The sequence below is a fragment of the Legionella cardiaca genome, assembly GCF_029026145.1.
Classification (GTDB): Bacteria; Pseudomonadota; Gammaproteobacteria; order Legionellales; family Legionellaceae; genus Tatlockia; species Tatlockia cardiaca.
On record NZ_CP119078.1, the window covers coordinates 1,816,803 to 1,832,812 of the forward strand.

Sequence of the window (16,010 nt, forward strand, 5' to 3'; positions counted from 1 at the left end):
CAGATGTCAGTTTAAACCAACATGCGTATCAGAGGTATTTTTGTATAGGTATCAAAAAGTACAGGCCAAGGTACTACCTTGGCCATGATATTTTAAAAACCACCTGGGAGCATAATTGCGCCTGCTTTCTCTGGCGTAGAGGGTTGCGAATTGATATAGCATCCTTTTGATTTTGCTTCAATTGGAGTGACAACACCATTACTACTAATCGCTAGCGTACAAAAATTACTATTGCTGCCGGAAATTGTCATGGTGGATGGACCGTCTATACCCTTAATCAGACATGCCGGATTTTTCGTAATCGGATCAGGACATGTGATGCTGTTATTGACTATAACAGACTTAAAAGGATAACCAACGTATAGCATATAGGAAAATTGTGTAGTGGGTTGAGGCGGTTCACTACCACAAAAAGCTCCCTTAACTTCTCCCGGTTGTACATTGCTCAGAGTACAAACTAAATTTCCTTCCCGATAAAAATTAATACTTTTCGGTGTTGTTTCATGATTAAAGGCTGAAACATAAGGGTTAGTTGCAGTACCAAATACGGCAAAAGCAGGGGTATCCGCGTGAAGTGTTGTGTTTAGATTTCCCAATGTTTTTAAATTTTGAATCCAATAATAAATGCTTGGTTTAGATTCACCTGGATCAGGGTTATTATTTTGAACATCAAAATATTGAGAATAATATTGTGATGCTTTGCCTGGATCCCCCAGAGCCAGGTATTTTAAAAGTGTACCGCAGTATGCTGAGTTAGTTGGGCTCCCAGAGCAGGGATTTTTAGCATCCTCTGTATAAGCTTTAATGACAAACTGAGGATTAAGACCAAGATAAAGTGATCCTCCACTGATTGGCAATGTGTTAGAGGCAAGATTCTGATAATAACAAGGCTGGCCTGCGCAGAAATAAGTGGATCGATCTAACTTTCCTCCCCATACATTTCCTACGATTAAATGATTTTGTCCTGTTGAAGAATTAGACCATCCTTTTGGAAATACCCCTGAATCTGGATTTTGATTGAAATGATAATGATTCAACGCTTCTCCTTCAGTTGTATAGAGATAAAGTCCTGTTTCCAATAACTCCTGAGAGGTTGTATTGTCTCCTTCAAAACTCAAACCTTCCGTATTTAAAGCCCAGAGAATAATCCCTTGTGCTAAATTCATGAATTCAGCACTGTCCTCTTCATTGATATTATCGAGGCTATATGGCATCCCTAGCGCGGAATGCAATCCTGAGTAGGGATCGAAGCTTCTAAAATGAGGGAATTTGAGGGCTTCATTCCCCGTTTTTCCATATTTGTAATCACAGAGATCACGAATCATCAAATTAACCATGGCTCCATATTGCTGTGCCCAGGTTTTATCAAATTGAGCAATGGTTGCAGCCGCATCCATTAAATAACCCCAGTGAAACCCATGGTCAGTTAAGGTGGTGGCGGTAAAAAATCCACTTGGAAATCCAATAAAACTATACCAATCAGGATTATATACAAAGAACCAACTTCCTTCCGGACGTTGACAATCAGAACGACCACCAGGACAAGGATCTGTGTAATTTAGTCCAGTTAGAAAACTGGTCACTTGATTTTTTAAATCCATCAATAAATTATCACGAATTTTTTTATAGGGAGAATTCGGATTAGGAGAAGAACCCATTAAAATATTGGCAATTTTGATGAGTTGAGCCTCACGGCTAAGTAACTTACCCGTCGCATAGGTGTCCGTCCAAGGATTTTTTGCATCTAAGTGGGGGTCTAGAGGGAGAGTGAAGGAGTAACCCGCTATTTTATCTAATTCAGCTTGACTGAGCCGATTGGGTAACACAGGTAATATCCCATGGAAAGGAACCTCTGTTGTAAACTGAGAAAAATTTTGCCCCGAAGATGTGGGAACAAAAAGATGCATGCTGCCTTTTAGTGTTTGAATAATCCCCTGCTCACTAGCACACTCATCTTGCAACAAACAATTGGCTTTTTCAGTGTTTGTCATATTTTTAATTTGCCAGGGAAAAAGCATAATTAATGGCTGTTTTTTGAGCGAACTAGTGGAATAAATTGTTTCAGTTTCAAAATTAAAATGCGTGAGTACCTTGGCATTATTCTGATCATACTCATACCTAACAGAAGTATTTTTAATGAATGTATAAGCATAAGGTTTAAATTTATTTGCCAAATCTGCAGCCGTACTGTCAGAAGTTGCTGGAATGGCGGCAAGTGAAATATAGCGATTGGTATCCTGTATATTAATTTGAGTACTTGGAACAATATTTCCATTTCCTCCCTGACTTACAGGAACAATGTTCTCTCCAGAACTTGTTTTCCAAGAAGCAATCGGAGCATCTGGATTAGAATAGTATGCATAATATCGATAGTTGGCATCTGACGCATTCTTTGTCTTGAAAAGGCTAAACCCTGCAGTTTGGCTTAATAGCTTTGCGTCTTGTGAGTTTGTGAATAGAAGATAAGACGTAGCTTGGTTATTTTTCTTTTCAACGAACACAAAAGGAGAGCCTTCTGCCAAACTGGCTGTAATGAGAGGAACATTGTTGCGAGCCCATGTTGCCTTAACCATCCAATCCGAATAGTCTGATACCAAAGGAGCGGTATCCGACAAATCTCCTGTTGTGAAACGAATATCTAAGGTATTCCCATAACCTCTATCTACGTGCACATTATCTACATTCGCTTTTTGTAATGGAATTCCTAATGCAATTCCTTTTTCAACAAACTGAACCGTAAGTGGATTAGGAATTAAAAGAAGTGGTGTAAGATAATCACTGTCTTGTATGGTGTCTGCAGATTTATCCACAGCTAAAAGAGGTGTCCACCAAAGGCCAGTGGTTGGCGGCTTATTTTGCAGACCAAATTGACTACCTCGGAAAAATGATTTTAATGTAGAATAATTATCTATGAGAGGATAACCAGCATCTTTTGAAACGCGTCCTGGGTATTTTTGTGCAAGTTTATTAACTTGTTGATCATCATAATAAATGCCATGTCCTAAAGAGGTAGCCCCATAGGTGGCATAACTATAAATAAGCGCAGATAAGATGCTGCCTGAAAGTTTTAATATATTCGATTTATTTTTTTTTCCTACCATCAGTCTTCTCTCCTTTGATTAATAAATCATGTAATTTACAACAATTCCTTTACCTCGACTTTATAAGCTACGGAGCTATTTCTGAGCATAAAATCCAACAGAATCTATTTCCATTGTCTCTTCCATTTGCAATTTTTTTCTCTGACCACAACGAATGTACTAATCGTTACCTATCTCATATAAACAGGTGTGATGAGGTTGGTTTTTGAGAAAAACCAGGAAAAAATTTGTTTGCGAACTTTGATGCGTTTGATTAAATTCAAGCTTAATCAGATAGTCTATCTTGATTTTCGTACCGTGCCAAATCAGCAATGGTTGCCCGTCTGCGCGGGCATGGCAGATAAGATTTCAGCTTATATTTAGCATTTATCGTCTAAATTTCTTCTTCGAATCATTGTTTTTGCTAACCTGTTTAGTTGGCGTAGGCCGTTTATGTGTTTGCTTTTTTGCTGCAAAATTGGACAAAGATTTACTGACTGGAACATTATGATTAGGCTCAAAGTCTTCGATTTCAATCCTTTTAATAGAGGATTTAATGAGTTTTTCTATATCCTGTAACTGTGAAAACTCATCGGCACAAACTAATGAAATTGCTTGTCCTGAAGCACCTGCTCGGCCTGTTCGTCCTATACGATGCACATAATCTTCCGCAACCTGAGGCAAGTCAAAATTAACCACTAAGGGCAAACTGTCAATATCTATGCCTCTGGCGGCAATATCGGTTGCGACAAGTATTCTAATTTTGCCGTCTTTAAAGTCGTTTAATGCTTTCGTACGCTGAGATTGGCTTTTATTACCATGAATTGCTGCTGTTTGAATATTTTCTGAAGCCAATAACTTAACCAGCTTATTAGCGCCATGCTTGGTGCGCGAGAATACAAGCGCTTGTTGCCACTGTTTTTTGTGTATTAAATGGCACAGTAAAGCGGCTTTACGCGCTTTATCCACAGGATGAATAACTTGCTGAACTTTGGTAGCCGTTGTATTTCGGGGCGCAATGTCGATTTCAACAGGATTATTTAGAAGTTCCTTTGCTAATTTTCGAATATCTTCTGAAAATGTTGCTGAAAATAACAAATTTTGGCGTGAAGTCGGTAATAAGGCAATAATTCGTTTAATATCATGAATAAAGCCCATATCCAACATTCGATCAGCCTCATCCAAAATAAGTGTCTTAATTTGTTCGAATCGAATGGCATTTTGCTTATATAAATCAAGCAATCGACCTGGTGTTGCGACGAGTATCTCGACACCAGAGCGTAATTTCATCATTTGCGGATTAATTTTTACCCCACCAAAAACAACAGCGGAACGCAATCCTGAATATTTCCCATATTGAAGAATATTTTCATGAACTTGTGCTGCAAGTTCTCTCGTTGGAGCAAGTATTAACGCAAAAGTATGATTATTTTTTGCCTTGGGTTTTTGCATCAGTTGATGAAGCAATGGCAATGTAAATCCTGCAGTTTTCCCGGTTCCAGTTTGAGCAGAAGCGAGTAAATCACTTCCTTTTAATATCACGGGGATTGCTTTTTGTTGGATAGGCGAAGGAGCTTTATAACCCTGCTCATGAATAGCGCGTAACAAAGGTTCAGCTAAAGATAGCTCTGAGAATATCATTATGTTTCCTCTTAATTACTGGATTTGAACCAGACAGGTTGACATCTCACTATGAAGCTACGTCTCCACTATGACCAATGTACGGTAGATGCTTTATACGGATTTAATTCTTAAGAAATTCGGAAAAGCTGTAATATTGTATCATAATTAAACACAAAGCACACCTGAGTTGTTAGACTAATATTCGCTTGATTGATCTTGGTAATACATAGTAGATAAAATGTTCTACAATAAAAATAAAATGGATAGGAATCCTTATGCGCTTACTTTTTTGGGTTGGCTTATTGTGTCCTTTCCTTTTATTTGCGCAACCAATCATTCATATTGGCGTATCAAATTACGGACCTCCTTTTGAAATTGCAGCGGATGATGAGGCACATTTTTCTGGTTTTGAAATCGACCTAATGGAAGAAATATGTCGTCGTGCCAAATTTGAATGTGTCTACAAAAGATACTCTTTCCCCGAATTGTTCAATGAAACGCTAGCCAATCGTATTGACTTAGCCATTGGAGCCATCTCAATTACTCCAGAGAGGCAAAAAGACTTTCTTTTTAGCCTCCCCTATCTTCCTGGCGGAGGTCAATACGTCACTAAAATATCGAGCCCAATTAAAACAATTGAAGATATTAATGGCAAGCGAATTGGTATAGAAGAAGGAACTGTTTTTAAAGCCTGGATCATGTCTCAATTTGGTGATGATGAAAAAATACTGGAATACAGAAATTCAAGCGATGTTTTACAAGCACTTTATGAAGGTAAAGTAGATGTCGTTTTACTGGATATTGGCATCGTCCAATACTGGGTGACTAACAATGCCAATGTATTTCGACCTGTTGGAAAACCAATTAGTTCCGGATATGGCGTCATGGCCAACAGGAATCAAGTTGAACTTATTAACACTGTCAACAAGTATCTGCTTGAGTTAGAGGATGATGGGACTTATTTAAAATTGTATGAAAACTATTTCTAATCTTAAAGTCATTAGAATAACCGAGGCTTACTCGGTCACTCTAGCATTTTTACGCCTTATCTCAAACTGTTCACCAAAACAAAGCGCCATAAATAATAAAAAGAAATACCCGGAACCTGAATAAAGAAGCAAAGAATCCGATAAATTCCCAATTAGAAAAGGTATTAACATAGCAAAGGCAATGATTTTCGTTTTCTCAAGTCGCAAACTTTCCAGGGCAACACTAAAAAAGAAAAAGAATAATGCACCAACTCCTAACAGACCAAATTCTGCGGCAATAAGCCAATATTGGCTATGGGGTTCTTGTAACTTCCAAGTCCAGAAAGGAACGGGCTTCTCTTTTTCAAAATAATAGGTAAAGCTACCCGTACCATTTCCTAGGAAAGGATGACGATTAAACAATTGATGCGCATAATCGTGGAATTGTAAACGTAAGCCTATATCTGTATTTTTTTGATTATGTTGATAACCCTGAATTTGTTGCCCAATCGCATCTACACGTCCTTTCATAACAGGGCTGAAATAATAACTTGTAACAAATATTGCGCAAACCAAAGATACACCCGCGATGGCTTGCCGCCATGTACATAGTTGTAGTACTAAAATTGACATGAGCAACAAATAAATAACATAACCTGTACGTCCACCACTTATAAAAAGCACCTGATAGCTAAAAATGATAGCTAATACACTATAACCAAAGCGTGAAGCACCTTGTTGCCGGTATGCAAATAACCATGCCAAATAAGCAGCAAACGCCACCATAAAGCCAGTCATGATATGATTGCGAAAGACATGATCAGGATTAAAATGTAAAAACTGCAGGTAACCATGAAATTTTAAAATCGATAAGGCACAAGTAATGGCTATGGCTAACAGAAAAGCATGCAAGCCAATTTGTCTTGTTCTGGCATCTTGAAATCCGACAACTAATATTGGGAAGTAAAGCAATTTACTATATTTTGCAAGCATAAATTTTTTATCGGCAAAACTTGCGGGACTCCAAAAACAAGCAATCAATGCCACAACAAATAATAAAAAAGCAGCTTTACACCATCTACTTGAAAGAAGTTCCAGTACGTCTGCACGATAGCTTGGTGTCAATAATATTGTCACTACGGTAAGACCAAGACAGATACTTTTGGCAGTTGAACTCATGGGTAATGTAAATAGTGTTGCCACGAGCAAAAGGGAAGCCCATCTTTGTAAGGGAATTCTTTGGGTAAAATTAAGTAAAGTATCCATTCTAATTATCTCTCAATATATTTGGTAATTTATCAAATTGCGAATCACGATAAAGTTGCTTGATACCGCGAAAAAACGTTCCCTGAGCATTCAGGACAGCAAATAAAAAGCCTGCCTTACCATCCAAGAATCCCCTCTGTAAAATGTAACAGCGGAAAAACATCCAGCTTGTGCCTAATAAAATTTTTGCAAATTTAGGCGATTGTTGCCGCTCTATTCTAATTTTGGCGCTGTAAGAAGAGTATTTATTTATTTTATAAAGCGCATGACTAACATCTTGAAAGGAATGATGCTGGATAGCTCTTTTTAGTCTACCTACTTTTGCCGTAGAAGGTAGCACGACTTTTTCATGAACAATGTCATCACTGTAGCGAGCCCCATCACGCTTGAATAAACGAATGTGCCTTGAAGGACTTGAAGAAAATCGCAAAAGTTTACCATAAAAATTCATGCATATGGGGATACGATAAGCATCAACTTCATTATTTTTTATTGCCTGTTGGATAATTTCTTGTAACTGACCGTCCACTGATTCATCCGCATCAAGATTTAATATCCAATCACCTGTGGCGTAGGATAATGCTCTTTGTTTCTGAACACCGTAACCTTGCCAATCCGTACAATACACATGCTGGGTAAATTCTTTTGCAATGGCCACAGTATTATCGCTACTGCCTGAATCCAAAACTATAATTTCGTCCGCCCATTGCACAGATTTTAAGCAGCGCTTGATATTTGCTTCCTCATCTTTTGCAATAATGATGACACTTAACATGTGATAACCAATCGAATGTAATTGCAATATTTTAACTCAGAACTGTCATAATAAAAAATAGTAAGTGTCGAGAAACGACACATAATGAATTCTTCGTCCTAATTTGAGGATCAATTTAGAAGTCTATTGAAGTTTTACACGGGATAATCTTTACGAAGAGGAGCCGGTTCTAAATATTAACGAGGCGATTTGTATCTATCACTACTTTAAAAATTTTGCCACTCAAGAGATCAACGATGTTTAAAAATATTTTTTAAACATCATTGATCTCCAACAGACAATTCAAAAAAAATGCGCCTTAGGCGCATTCAAATTATTGGTAAATCAGCAGACCCCTTCTCTATGATCGTGACTATCGAAATGCAATTTGCCATCTTTTACTTTTAGTGTAACGTGACCACCATTTGCCAATTTGCCAAAAAGTAGTTCGTCAGCAAGTGGCTTTTTGACGTTTTCTTGAATCAATCTTGCCATGGGTCGAGCACCCATTGCTTTATCATAGCCATGTTCAATGAGCCAATCACGTGCAGCTTGATCAACCTTAAAGGTTACTCCTTTATTACTTAATTGCTCATCAAGTTCCATGATAAATTTGTCAACCACTAAACCGATAGTTGCCGTATCTAACGGAGCAAAATTAATAATTGCATCTAATCTATTTCTAAATTCTGGGCTAAATTGACGCTTGAGAACTTCCAGGCCATCGTTACTGTTGTCCTGTAAAGAAAAGCCGATAGAATTTCTACTGATTTCACTTGCCCCAGCATTAGAAGTCATTACTAAAATAACATGTCTAAAATCAGCTTGACGTCCATTGGTATCGGTTAGCGTGCCATGATCCATAATTTGGAGCAATAAATTAAAGACATCCGGATGGGCTTTTTCTATCTCATCCAAAAGCAGTACAGCATGTGGATTTTTAGTCACAGCCTCCGTTAGCAATCCCCCTTGATCATAACCAACATAGCCTGGAGGTGCACCAATCAAACGAGAAACAGTATGTTTTTCCATGTATTCAGACATATCAAAGCGAAGCAGTTCAATGCCTAACACATTTGCCAGCTGTTTCGTCACCTCGGTTTTACCAACCCCGGTAGGACCGGCAAATAAGAAACAGCCTACTGGTTTTTGTGGTTCACGCAATCCTGAACGAGCAAGCTTAATTGCAGAGGCGAGCGCTGTAATCGCATCATCTTGTCCATAAACCAGTAATTTCAAGTCTCGCTCAAGATTACGTAATGTATCTTTGTCTCTTGCTGATACTTTTTTAACAGGTATACGGGCAATTTTAGCAACCACACTTTCAATTTCGGTAACTGAAATAATTTTCTTGCGTTTATTGGCGGTTAGCAGATTTTGATAAGCGCCAGCTTCATCCACAACATCAATTGCTTTATCTGGTAAAAAGCGATCATTAATGTATTTGGCAGATAACTCTGCAGCGGCTTTTAATGCCGGGATAGAGAACTTGACGCCATGGTGTTCTTCCAGGCGCCCCTTCAATCCTTTAAGAATTTCAAATGTTTCATCAATGCTTGGTTCTGTAATATCAATTTTTTGGAAACGTCTTGCAAGTGCCCTATCTTTTTCAAAAATACCACGATACTCCTGATAAGTTGTTGAACCTATGCATTTTAATTCACCATTAGCAAGTAAAGGTTTAATGAGATTTGAAGCATCCATTACCCCACCAGATGCAGCCCCGGCCCCAATAATAGTATGGATTTCGTCAATAAAAAGAACCGCACCATCTTGCTGTGATAATTGTTTTAGGACGGCTTTTAGACGTTTTTCAAAGTCACCGCGGTATTTGGTTCCCGCCAGCAATGCACCCAAATCAAGGGAGTAAACGACACAATTATGAATAGCCTCTGGGACTTCACCATCAACTATTCGACGAGCCAATCCTTCTGCAATTGCTGTTTTACCAACCCCTGCCTCTCCTACTAATAGGGGGTTGTTTTTTCTGCGACGACATAGGACCTGAATAGTTCGTTGAATTTCTTCATGACGACCAATTAATGGATCAATTTTACCCAGTCGAGCTCGTTTATTAAGATTCATGCAATAGCTTTCGAGCGGTGACTCATTAACTTCATTGCCCAAGCCTTCTTCATCCATAGAATGCATACCTTCGCCCATATCACTGTGATATTTGGATACACCATGAGAGATGTAATTGATAACATCCAGGCGAGTGATGTTCTCGCGGCGCAGAAAATAAACGGCTTGACTTTCTTGTTCACTAAAAATAGCTGCTAATACATTAGCCCCAGTAACTTCTGTTTTTCCCGCAGACTGCACATGAAATACAGCACGCTGCAAAACACGTTGAAAGCCGAGTGTTGGTTGAGTTTCTCTATCTAGCTCATCTTCCGGAATTCTAGGAGTAGTCTCATCAATAAATTCGATTAAATCTCGACGCAAAGCATCAATATTTGCATCACAAGCCTGAAGTACATTGCCTGCAGCCGGATTATCAAGCAGCGATAAAAGCAAATGTTCAACAGTCATAAATTCATGACGCTTCTCTTTTGCTTCCTTAAAGGCCAGATTTAAGGTGAATTCAAGTTCTTTATTTAACATTGTCGTTGCTCCTATCTCCAGCCACCACTATTATTCTGGTTCCATGGTACATAACAGTGGGTGTTGATTGCTTCTAGCATGATCATTAACTAAAGCCACTTTTGTTTCTGCTATGTCCCTTGTAAAAACACCACAAACACCTTTTCCCACAATATGAACCTGTAACATCACCTGAGTTGCTATCTCTTCATTTAAGTGGAAGAACCGCTTTAAAACTTCCACAACAAACTCCATAGGAGTGTAATCGTCATTAAGTAAAATGACTTTGTATTTCCTCGGCTGTTTAACCTCTGGTAAAACTTCCGATTCAGCCGTTTTACGTTCAACTATTTCGTCTAAGGACCATCCACTCATAACCACATACCCTTTATTAATTTTATAGACTTCTAACGCACATTTGGCCAGTAAAAATTGATTTAATTCTTGAAAAAATTAAACCTTGCGATAATCAACAACATCTTGATTAGATTGCATTCAATCTGGCGTCCACAATTGGTTTTTAAATTACCAGTATTATTCGTCTGTAAAATAGAGTTGCTGCAAAAATTCCCTGCATTCTTCAGATAAAAATTATCCATTTTATTTATTTGAGGTAAAATTTGCTACGATGTCCTGAGAAAAGGCAAAGTAACCTCAAGAGGGTTAAGATCTCTAATATTGAAAAACCTTGGTACAAAATGTATCAAGGTTTTTCATGCTTCAATTTAAAGTATAGTCTTTACATGTGCTTAATCATTGCTTCGGCAAATCCTGAACTGCTGACACAAGTAGCACCTTCCATTAGACGCTCAAAATCATAAGTTACAGTCCTCGCCTCAATAGCGCCTTCCATGCCCTTGATAATATAGTCGGCCGCCTCAGTCCATCCCAAATGACGAAGCATCATTTCAGCAGACAAAATCAGGGAACCAGGATTCACTTTGTCTTGACCAGCATATTTGGGAGCAGTACCGTGAGTTGCTTCAAACACTGCGACCTCATCACCAATGTTGGCCCCGGGAGCAATACCAATACCACCAACCTGCGCAGCAAGCGCATCAGAAATATAATCACCATTTAAATTCAATGTAGCAATAACACTGTAATCTTCTGGTCTTAACAGAATTTGTTGTAAGAAAGCATCCGCAATAACATCTTTAATAATAATTGTCTTGCCATTTTTAGGGTTAGTAAGTTGCATCCAGGGTCCACCTTGATATTCAGTTGCACCAAAACTATCTTTCGCAACTTGATATCCCCAATCCTTAAAAGCACCTTCAGTAAATTTCATAATGTTACCTTTATGAACCAATGTCACTGAGTCACGATTATTATCAATGGCATACTGAATGGCAGCTTTTACTAAACGAGTAGTACCTTCTTTAGATACTGGCTTAATGCCGATTCCACAATGTTCAGGAAAGCGTATTTTTTTAACACCCATTTCCTGTTGCAGAAAATTAATAATTTTCTTCGCTTCCGCTGTGTCAGCTTGCCATTCGATTCCTGCATAAATATCTTCTGAGTTTTCGCGGAATATAACCATGTCCGTTTTCCATGGCTCTTTAACAGGGCTTGGTGTCCCCGCAAAATAACGAACTGGACGCAAACAAGTATACAAATCAAGATCTTGACGAATTGCTACGTTCAAAGAGCGAATCCCCCCGCCTACTGGCGTAGTCAGCGGACCTTTAATCGCGACAACAAATTTCTTCAAAGCATCTAAAGTTTCTTTAGGTAACCATTGGCCATCACCATAAACTTTTGTTGCCTTTTCACCTGCATACACCTCCATCCACGCAATTTTCTTTTTACCACCATAAGCTTTCGCTACTGCAGCATCCACAACACGCATCATTGGCGGAGTAACGTCGACACCAATACCATCACCTTCAATAAAAGGAATAATTGGAAAATTAGGAACCTTTAGAGACAAATCAGCAGCAACAGTAATGGCCTCTCCTTGTGCTGGTACATGAATTTTTTCGAATGTCATTGGTAACTCCATCGTCAATTTAAAGTGAATGATTCAAGCAGTCGGATTTAAGCGAAAATCTTAGAAACATTAAAAAAGGAACGATTATTTCAAGAATTTTTACTAATTCTCGCAATGTACCTGTTTGCTTAGAAATTTTTGAAAAATCGAGCAGATTCAAAGACCTTGATCTTCGCAAATATCCAACTGCAATTTTTTGCAATAATCATAACATGCGAAAACCCTTTGTCCCAAATGCGTTTCACTGCATAATAAATCTTTTTTAAAGATTTAATAGATATTAGCCGTGACTGACATTTTACTATTCAATAAACCTTATGATGTCTTAAGCCAATTTACTGGTGAGAAAGACGACAAAACATTGGCTGATTACATTAAGCTACCTAATTTTTATGCTGCTGGGCGTTTAGATAAAAATAGTGAAGGTTTACTTTTACTCACCAATGATGGTCGATTACAGCATCAGTTAACCGATCCTCGTTTTAATAAAGAAAAATCATATTGGGTTCAAATTGAGGGTATACCGCAGGAAAGCGATCTCAATCCTTTGCGAGAAGGTTTAAAGCTTAAGCAAATTCGTTTTTTGCCTGCTAAAGTTAAAATTATTACCGAGCCTCTTTTATGGGAACGTAACCCACCTATACGCTTTCGTAAAACCGTACCCACATCATGGTTAGAAATTATCTTATGCGAAGGAAAGAATCACCAGGTTCGTAAGATGACTGCAGCAATCGGCTTCCCCACTTTAAGATTGGTACGGCATAAAATCGCAAATTGGTCTATAGGTGATCTGCAGCCAGGTGAGTATCGTATTACATCGGTAGATATGAAGGGGCTAAAAAAGCAACGCTAACTACAAAACTTGCAGGTTACGGCCCCTCTCAGTGGCTTAACGCCCATAAAACGCTTTGGCACGCAATGTATCATCGGCCAGCAATCTTACCCAGGGCCAAAGAATCATGCTAAGCGCAGCGCTGCCAACAGACATAATAAAAGCGACATGGTAGCCAAGAAATACTTCCATCATTAAAATTAGAATTTGATAGAGTAAGCAGAAAAAACCTATTAAGGCCATTTGTTGGCCTATAGAGAAGAAGTTAAAACGCCGCTCCTTATTACTGGCAATCCAGGTAACAACCGACAGCGCAAATGCATGCTCTCCAAGAACGGTAGCTAACAACACATCGAGAATCAAGCCAATCAATAACAAGCTCAATATATTAAAATGGTTCGGTAGAAAAAACTGTAAATATAAAACCAGCATCAAAACCCAAGGAGGCCTTAAACCAATTAGTAAATCGGGTAAAGGTAAAATAGTTAAAGCCAGTGCCAAGATAACAGCAACAAATATACGTAAATGTAATGAGTTCATGCACTCTCTCCAATGACATTTAAGCGTTCATTGATTTGGGCTGTTAATTCAGTCTGCTCTTTATCAGGCCATATAAGTAAAACAAGTCTATTGCGATTTAGTAAAGCGATCGGACTAACATCCACCTTAATAAAGGCTTCACCAGGGATACTCCTTACGGCTTCAACTCTTCCAACTGGATAACCTTCTGGATATAGCCGTCCCATACCCGATGTCACTAACAAATCACCTTTGTTGATTGACGAAGTCCGCGGTAAATTAATCAGTGACAATTGACTCATATTATTAGTTCCTATCAAAATAGCCCGCTCTCCTGTGCGATTATTTCTGACAGGGACAGCACTTTTTGAATCAGATATCAACAAAACTGTGCTAGTCATTGAACCTACATCAATAATTTGCCCCATCACTCCTTTAGCATCCAAAACTGGTTGGCCTGTATAAACGCCATCGCGCTTTCCTTTATTCAATACCACCAGTTGGCGTGAACTGCTTGTATCCACAGCAAGTATTTGTGCAGCCATTGCACGCATTTGTGCCTTGGATGATGTTAATAACAGTTCTTTAAGTTGGGAGTTTTCCTCTTTAATAACTAACAGTTTCTGCAGTTCAGCTTCAAGCAAAGTATGTTGATAACGTAGCTGCATATTTTCGTTAATGAGCGCTTTTTTAGCACTGACTAATGACTGAACCCAACCAATGACACGGACCGGGTAATCAACAGCAAATTGCAATGGTGAAATAAGTAAAGCGAAGCCGCTACGAACACTACGCAAATAGTTATAGTGGTAGTCAGAAAACATAAGCAAAAAAGATAAAACAGAAGCAAACACAAAACCAAACGCTTTGTGTTTACCTTTTTTAGCAAAAAGCCTGCTTTTAGAATTATTCTGTTGAGAGGAAATCACCGCCACGTAGATCCATGGTTTCTAATGCTTTACCACCACCTCGAGCCACGCAGGTTAAAGGATCTTCTGCAACTAGCACGGGCAGACCTGTTTCTTCCATCAATAGAGTGTCCATGTTCTTTAATAGAGCACCTCCACCAGTCAGCACCATACCACGCTCAGCAATATCAGCAGCGAGTTCTGGAGGTGCCAATTCTAGAGCAGCTCTAACTGCTCCAACAATTCCGGAAAGAGGTTCTTGCAATGCTTCAAGAATTTCCGCACTGGTTAAAGTAAAGCTACGAGGCACCCCTTCAGCCAGGTTTCTACCTCTTACTTCAATTTCGAAAAGATCACGACTTGGGAAGGCTGAACCAATTTCATGCTTGATACGTTCAGCAGTAGTCTCACCAATTAAAGTACCGTAATTTCGGCGAACATAAGAAACAATTGCATCATCAAATTTATCACCACCAATGCGTACTGATTGATGATAAACAATGCCACTTAAAGAAATAATTGCAACTTCTGTGGTACCGCCGCCAATATCAACAACCATTGAACCGCTGGCTTCTTCAACTGGCATACCAGAACCTAAGGCAGCAGCCATTGGCTCTTCAATCAGGAAGACTTCGCGTGCACCAGCACCCATCGCTGACTCGCGAATAGCACGTCGCTCTACCTGTGTTGAACCACAAGGTACACAGACTAATACGCGTGGGCTTGGACGCAAGAAACGATTTTCATGTACTTTATGGATAAAGTGTTGCAACATTTTTTCAGTTACGAAGAAATCGGCAATTACACCATCTTTCATTGGTCGTATCGCGTTAATATTGCCAGGTGTTCTACCCAGCATACGCTTCGCTTCCAATCCCACCGCAGCTACTCGCTTCTGCCCTGATTCATTACGAAGCGCTACGACAGATGGCTCGTTTAAAACAATTCCTTTATCCCTGACGTAAATCAATGTATTCGCTGTTCCCAAATCGATTGATAAATCATTGGAAAAAACGCCCCTCAATTTCCTAAACATGTGCAACACTACCTCATTATTTTTTTGGCGAACACTTTACCTTAAATTTGAATAAAAATCGACAGATCTTTGCTAAGATTTTTTTGGCCCTGTTAAAGGTGAATTAAGTACTGGAATTATCTATAAATAACAATACCTTGTTTGCCCAAAAATTTGTCGCACATGGTTTACCCAAAATTTGCATAATAACCCCTATGGGTTCTTTAGTTGATGAAAATTGAATAACTTTCTACACGAACTATATATCGCGACACAAAATCTGTCATGCCCTCATAGGTGGGCAACGACTTCCAATTTGATGCTAAATCAAGAGCTTACTAACATATATTGAAAAATAATTCTCTGTAGCTTGTATTTGATAAGGATTATTTGGTGGATGGTTGCCCGCCTACAAATTTTTCATAGTTAGCTTTATAATGACCCACTGCTATTTCACTTAAAA

The 16,010-nt window shown here is 38.8% G+C and carries 13 protein-coding genes; 3 read left to right on the forward strand and 10 right to left on the reverse strand.

Features of this window, described 5'->3' with window-relative positions; translation table 11 throughout:
- Window positions 1-92: 92 nt before the first annotated feature.
- Window positions 93-3,101 carry a glycosyl hydrolase gene (locus PXX05_RS07765; protein WP_275087659.1) on the reverse strand — a complete coding sequence of 1,003 codons (3,009 nt, stop codon included), beginning with the start codon at window positions 3,099-3,101 and terminating at the stop codon, window positions 93-95.
- A 192-nt stretch (window positions 3,102-3,293) separates the two neighbouring features.
- Here PXX05_RS07765 and PXX05_RS07770 point away from each other — a divergent pair, with 192 nt between their 5' ends.
- A complete protein-coding gene (locus PXX05_RS07770; RefSeq protein WP_275087660.1) occupies window positions 3,294-3,464 on the forward strand; it encodes a hypothetical protein in 171 nt (56 codons plus the stop codon).
- Between the two features lie 3 nt (window positions 3,465-3,467).
- Here PXX05_RS07770 and PXX05_RS07775 read toward each other — a convergent pair whose 3' ends face one another.
- Window positions 3,468-4,721, reverse strand: a complete 1,254-nt coding sequence (locus PXX05_RS07775; RefSeq protein ID WP_275087661.1) for a DEAD/DEAH box helicase — start codon at window positions 4,719-4,721, stop codon at window positions 3,468-3,470.
- A 257-nt stretch (window positions 4,722-4,978) separates the two neighbouring features.
- Here PXX05_RS07775 and PXX05_RS07780 point away from each other — a divergent pair, with 257 nt between their 5' ends.
- On the forward strand, window positions 4,979-5,692 hold the full coding sequence (locus PXX05_RS07780; RefSeq protein WP_275087662.1) for a transporter substrate-binding domain-containing protein: 714 nt from the start codon (window positions 4,979-4,981) through the stop codon (window positions 5,690-5,692).
- A gap of 27 nt (window positions 5,693-5,719) precedes the next feature.
- Here the strand turns inward: PXX05_RS07780 and PXX05_RS07785 are convergent, their stop codons facing one another.
- The 5 genes from PXX05_RS07785 to icd all read right to left on the reverse strand — a co-directional run bounded on the left by PXX05_RS07785 (window position 5,720) and on the right by icd (window position 12,273).
- Window positions 5,720-6,937, reverse strand: a complete 1,218-nt coding sequence (locus PXX05_RS07785) for an O-antigen ligase family protein (protein WP_275087663.1) — start codon at window positions 6,935-6,937, stop codon at window positions 5,720-5,722.
- 1 nt (window position 6,938) lies between these two features.
- Window positions 6,939-7,712 (reverse strand): glycosyltransferase family 2 protein, encoded by a 774-nt coding sequence (locus tag PXX05_RS07790; RefSeq protein WP_275087664.1) that lies wholly within the window; start codon window positions 7,710-7,712, stop codon window positions 6,939-6,941.
- Between the two features lie 324 nt (window positions 7,713-8,036).
- Window positions 8,037-10,298: an ATP-dependent Clp protease ATP-binding subunit ClpA gene (gene clpA / locus PXX05_RS07795; protein WP_275087665.1), complete on the reverse strand. Its 2,262-nt coding sequence runs from the start codon at window positions 10,296-10,298 to the stop codon at window positions 8,037-8,039.
- A gap of 30 nt (window positions 10,299-10,328) precedes the next feature.
- Window positions 10,329-10,652 carry an ATP-dependent Clp protease adapter ClpS gene (gene clpS / locus PXX05_RS07800; RefSeq protein ID WP_275087666.1) on the reverse strand — a complete coding sequence of 108 codons (324 nt, stop codon included), beginning with the start codon at window positions 10,650-10,652 and terminating at the stop codon, window positions 10,329-10,331.
- A 364-nt stretch (window positions 10,653-11,016) separates the two neighbouring features.
- Window positions 11,017-12,273, reverse strand: coding sequence for an NADP-dependent isocitrate dehydrogenase (gene icd / locus PXX05_RS07805; protein WP_275087667.1), 1,257 nt, complete (start codon window positions 12,271-12,273; stop codon window positions 11,017-11,019).
- A 286-nt stretch (window positions 12,274-12,559) separates the two neighbouring features.
- Here icd and PXX05_RS07810 point away from each other — a divergent pair, with 286 nt between their 5' ends.
- Window positions 12,560-13,126, forward strand: coding sequence for a pseudouridine synthase (locus PXX05_RS07810; RefSeq protein WP_275087668.1), 567 nt, complete (start codon window positions 12,560-12,562; stop codon window positions 13,124-13,126).
- Window positions 13,127-13,162: 36 nt separating this feature from the next.
- On the opposite strand, the gene mreD is transcribed toward PXX05_RS07810, so the two are convergent.
- From mreD to PXX05_RS07825, 3 genes are read right to left on the reverse strand one after another with little or no spacing between them, the layout of a single operon-like run.
- Window positions 13,163-13,645 (reverse strand): rod shape-determining protein MreD, encoded by a 483-nt coding sequence (mreD, locus tag PXX05_RS07815; protein WP_275087669.1) that lies wholly within the window; start codon window positions 13,643-13,645, stop codon window positions 13,163-13,165.
- Entirely contained in the window at window positions 13,642-14,553 is a 912-nt protein-coding gene (gene mreC / locus PXX05_RS07820) for a rod shape-determining protein MreC (protein WP_338034438.1), read from the reverse strand. The genes mreD and mreC overlap by 4 nt, the downstream gene beginning before the upstream one ends.
- Window positions 14,531-15,568 (reverse strand): rod shape-determining protein, encoded by a 1,038-nt coding sequence (locus PXX05_RS07825; protein WP_025385468.1) that lies wholly within the window; start codon window positions 15,566-15,568, stop codon window positions 14,531-14,533. The genes mreC and PXX05_RS07825 overlap by 23 nt, the downstream gene beginning before the upstream one ends.
- Between the last annotated feature and the right edge of the window lie 442 nt (window positions 15,569-16,010).

Excerpts from the sequence above, each read along its gene's own strand:
- PXX05_RS07765 (WP_275087659.1), bottom strand. The coding sequence starts at position 3,101 with ATGGTAGGAAAAAAAAATAAATCGAATATATTAAAACTTTCAGGCAGC.
- PXX05_RS07770 (WP_275087660.1), top strand. The coding sequence starts at position 3,294 with ATGAGGTTGGTTTTTGAGAAAAACCAGGAAAAAATTTGTTTGCGAACT.
- PXX05_RS07775 (WP_275087661.1), bottom strand. The coding sequence starts at position 4,721 with ATGATATTCTCAGAGCTATCTTTAGCTGAACCTTTGTTACGCGCTATT.
- PXX05_RS07780 (WP_275087662.1), top strand. The coding sequence starts at position 4,979 with ATGCGCTTACTTTTTTGGGTTGGCTTATTGTGTCCTTTCCTTTTATTT.
- PXX05_RS07785 (WP_275087663.1), bottom strand. The coding sequence starts at position 6,937 with ATGGATACTTTACTTAATTTTACCCAAAGAATTCCCTTACAAAGATGG.
- PXX05_RS07790 (WP_275087664.1), bottom strand. The coding sequence starts at position 7,712 with ATGTTAAGTGTCATCATTATTGCAAAAGATGAGGAAGCAAATATCAAG.
- clpA (WP_275087665.1), bottom strand. The coding sequence starts at position 10,298 with ATGTTAAATAAAGAACTTGAATTCACCTTAAATCTGGCCTTTAAGGAA.
- clpS (WP_275087666.1), bottom strand. The coding sequence starts at position 10,652 with ATGAGTGGATGGTCCTTAGACGAAATAGTTGAACGTAAAACGGCTGAA.
- icd (WP_275087667.1), bottom strand. The coding sequence starts at position 12,273 with ATGACATTCGAAAAAATTCATGTACCAGCACAAGGAGAGGCCATTACT.
- mreD (WP_275087669.1), bottom strand. The coding sequence starts at position 13,645 with ATGAACTCATTACATTTACGTATATTTGTTGCTGTTATCTTGGCACTG.
- PXX05_RS07825 (WP_025385468.1), bottom strand. The coding sequence starts at position 15,568 with ATGTTTAGGAAATTGAGGGGCGTTTTTTCCAATGATTTATCAATCGAT.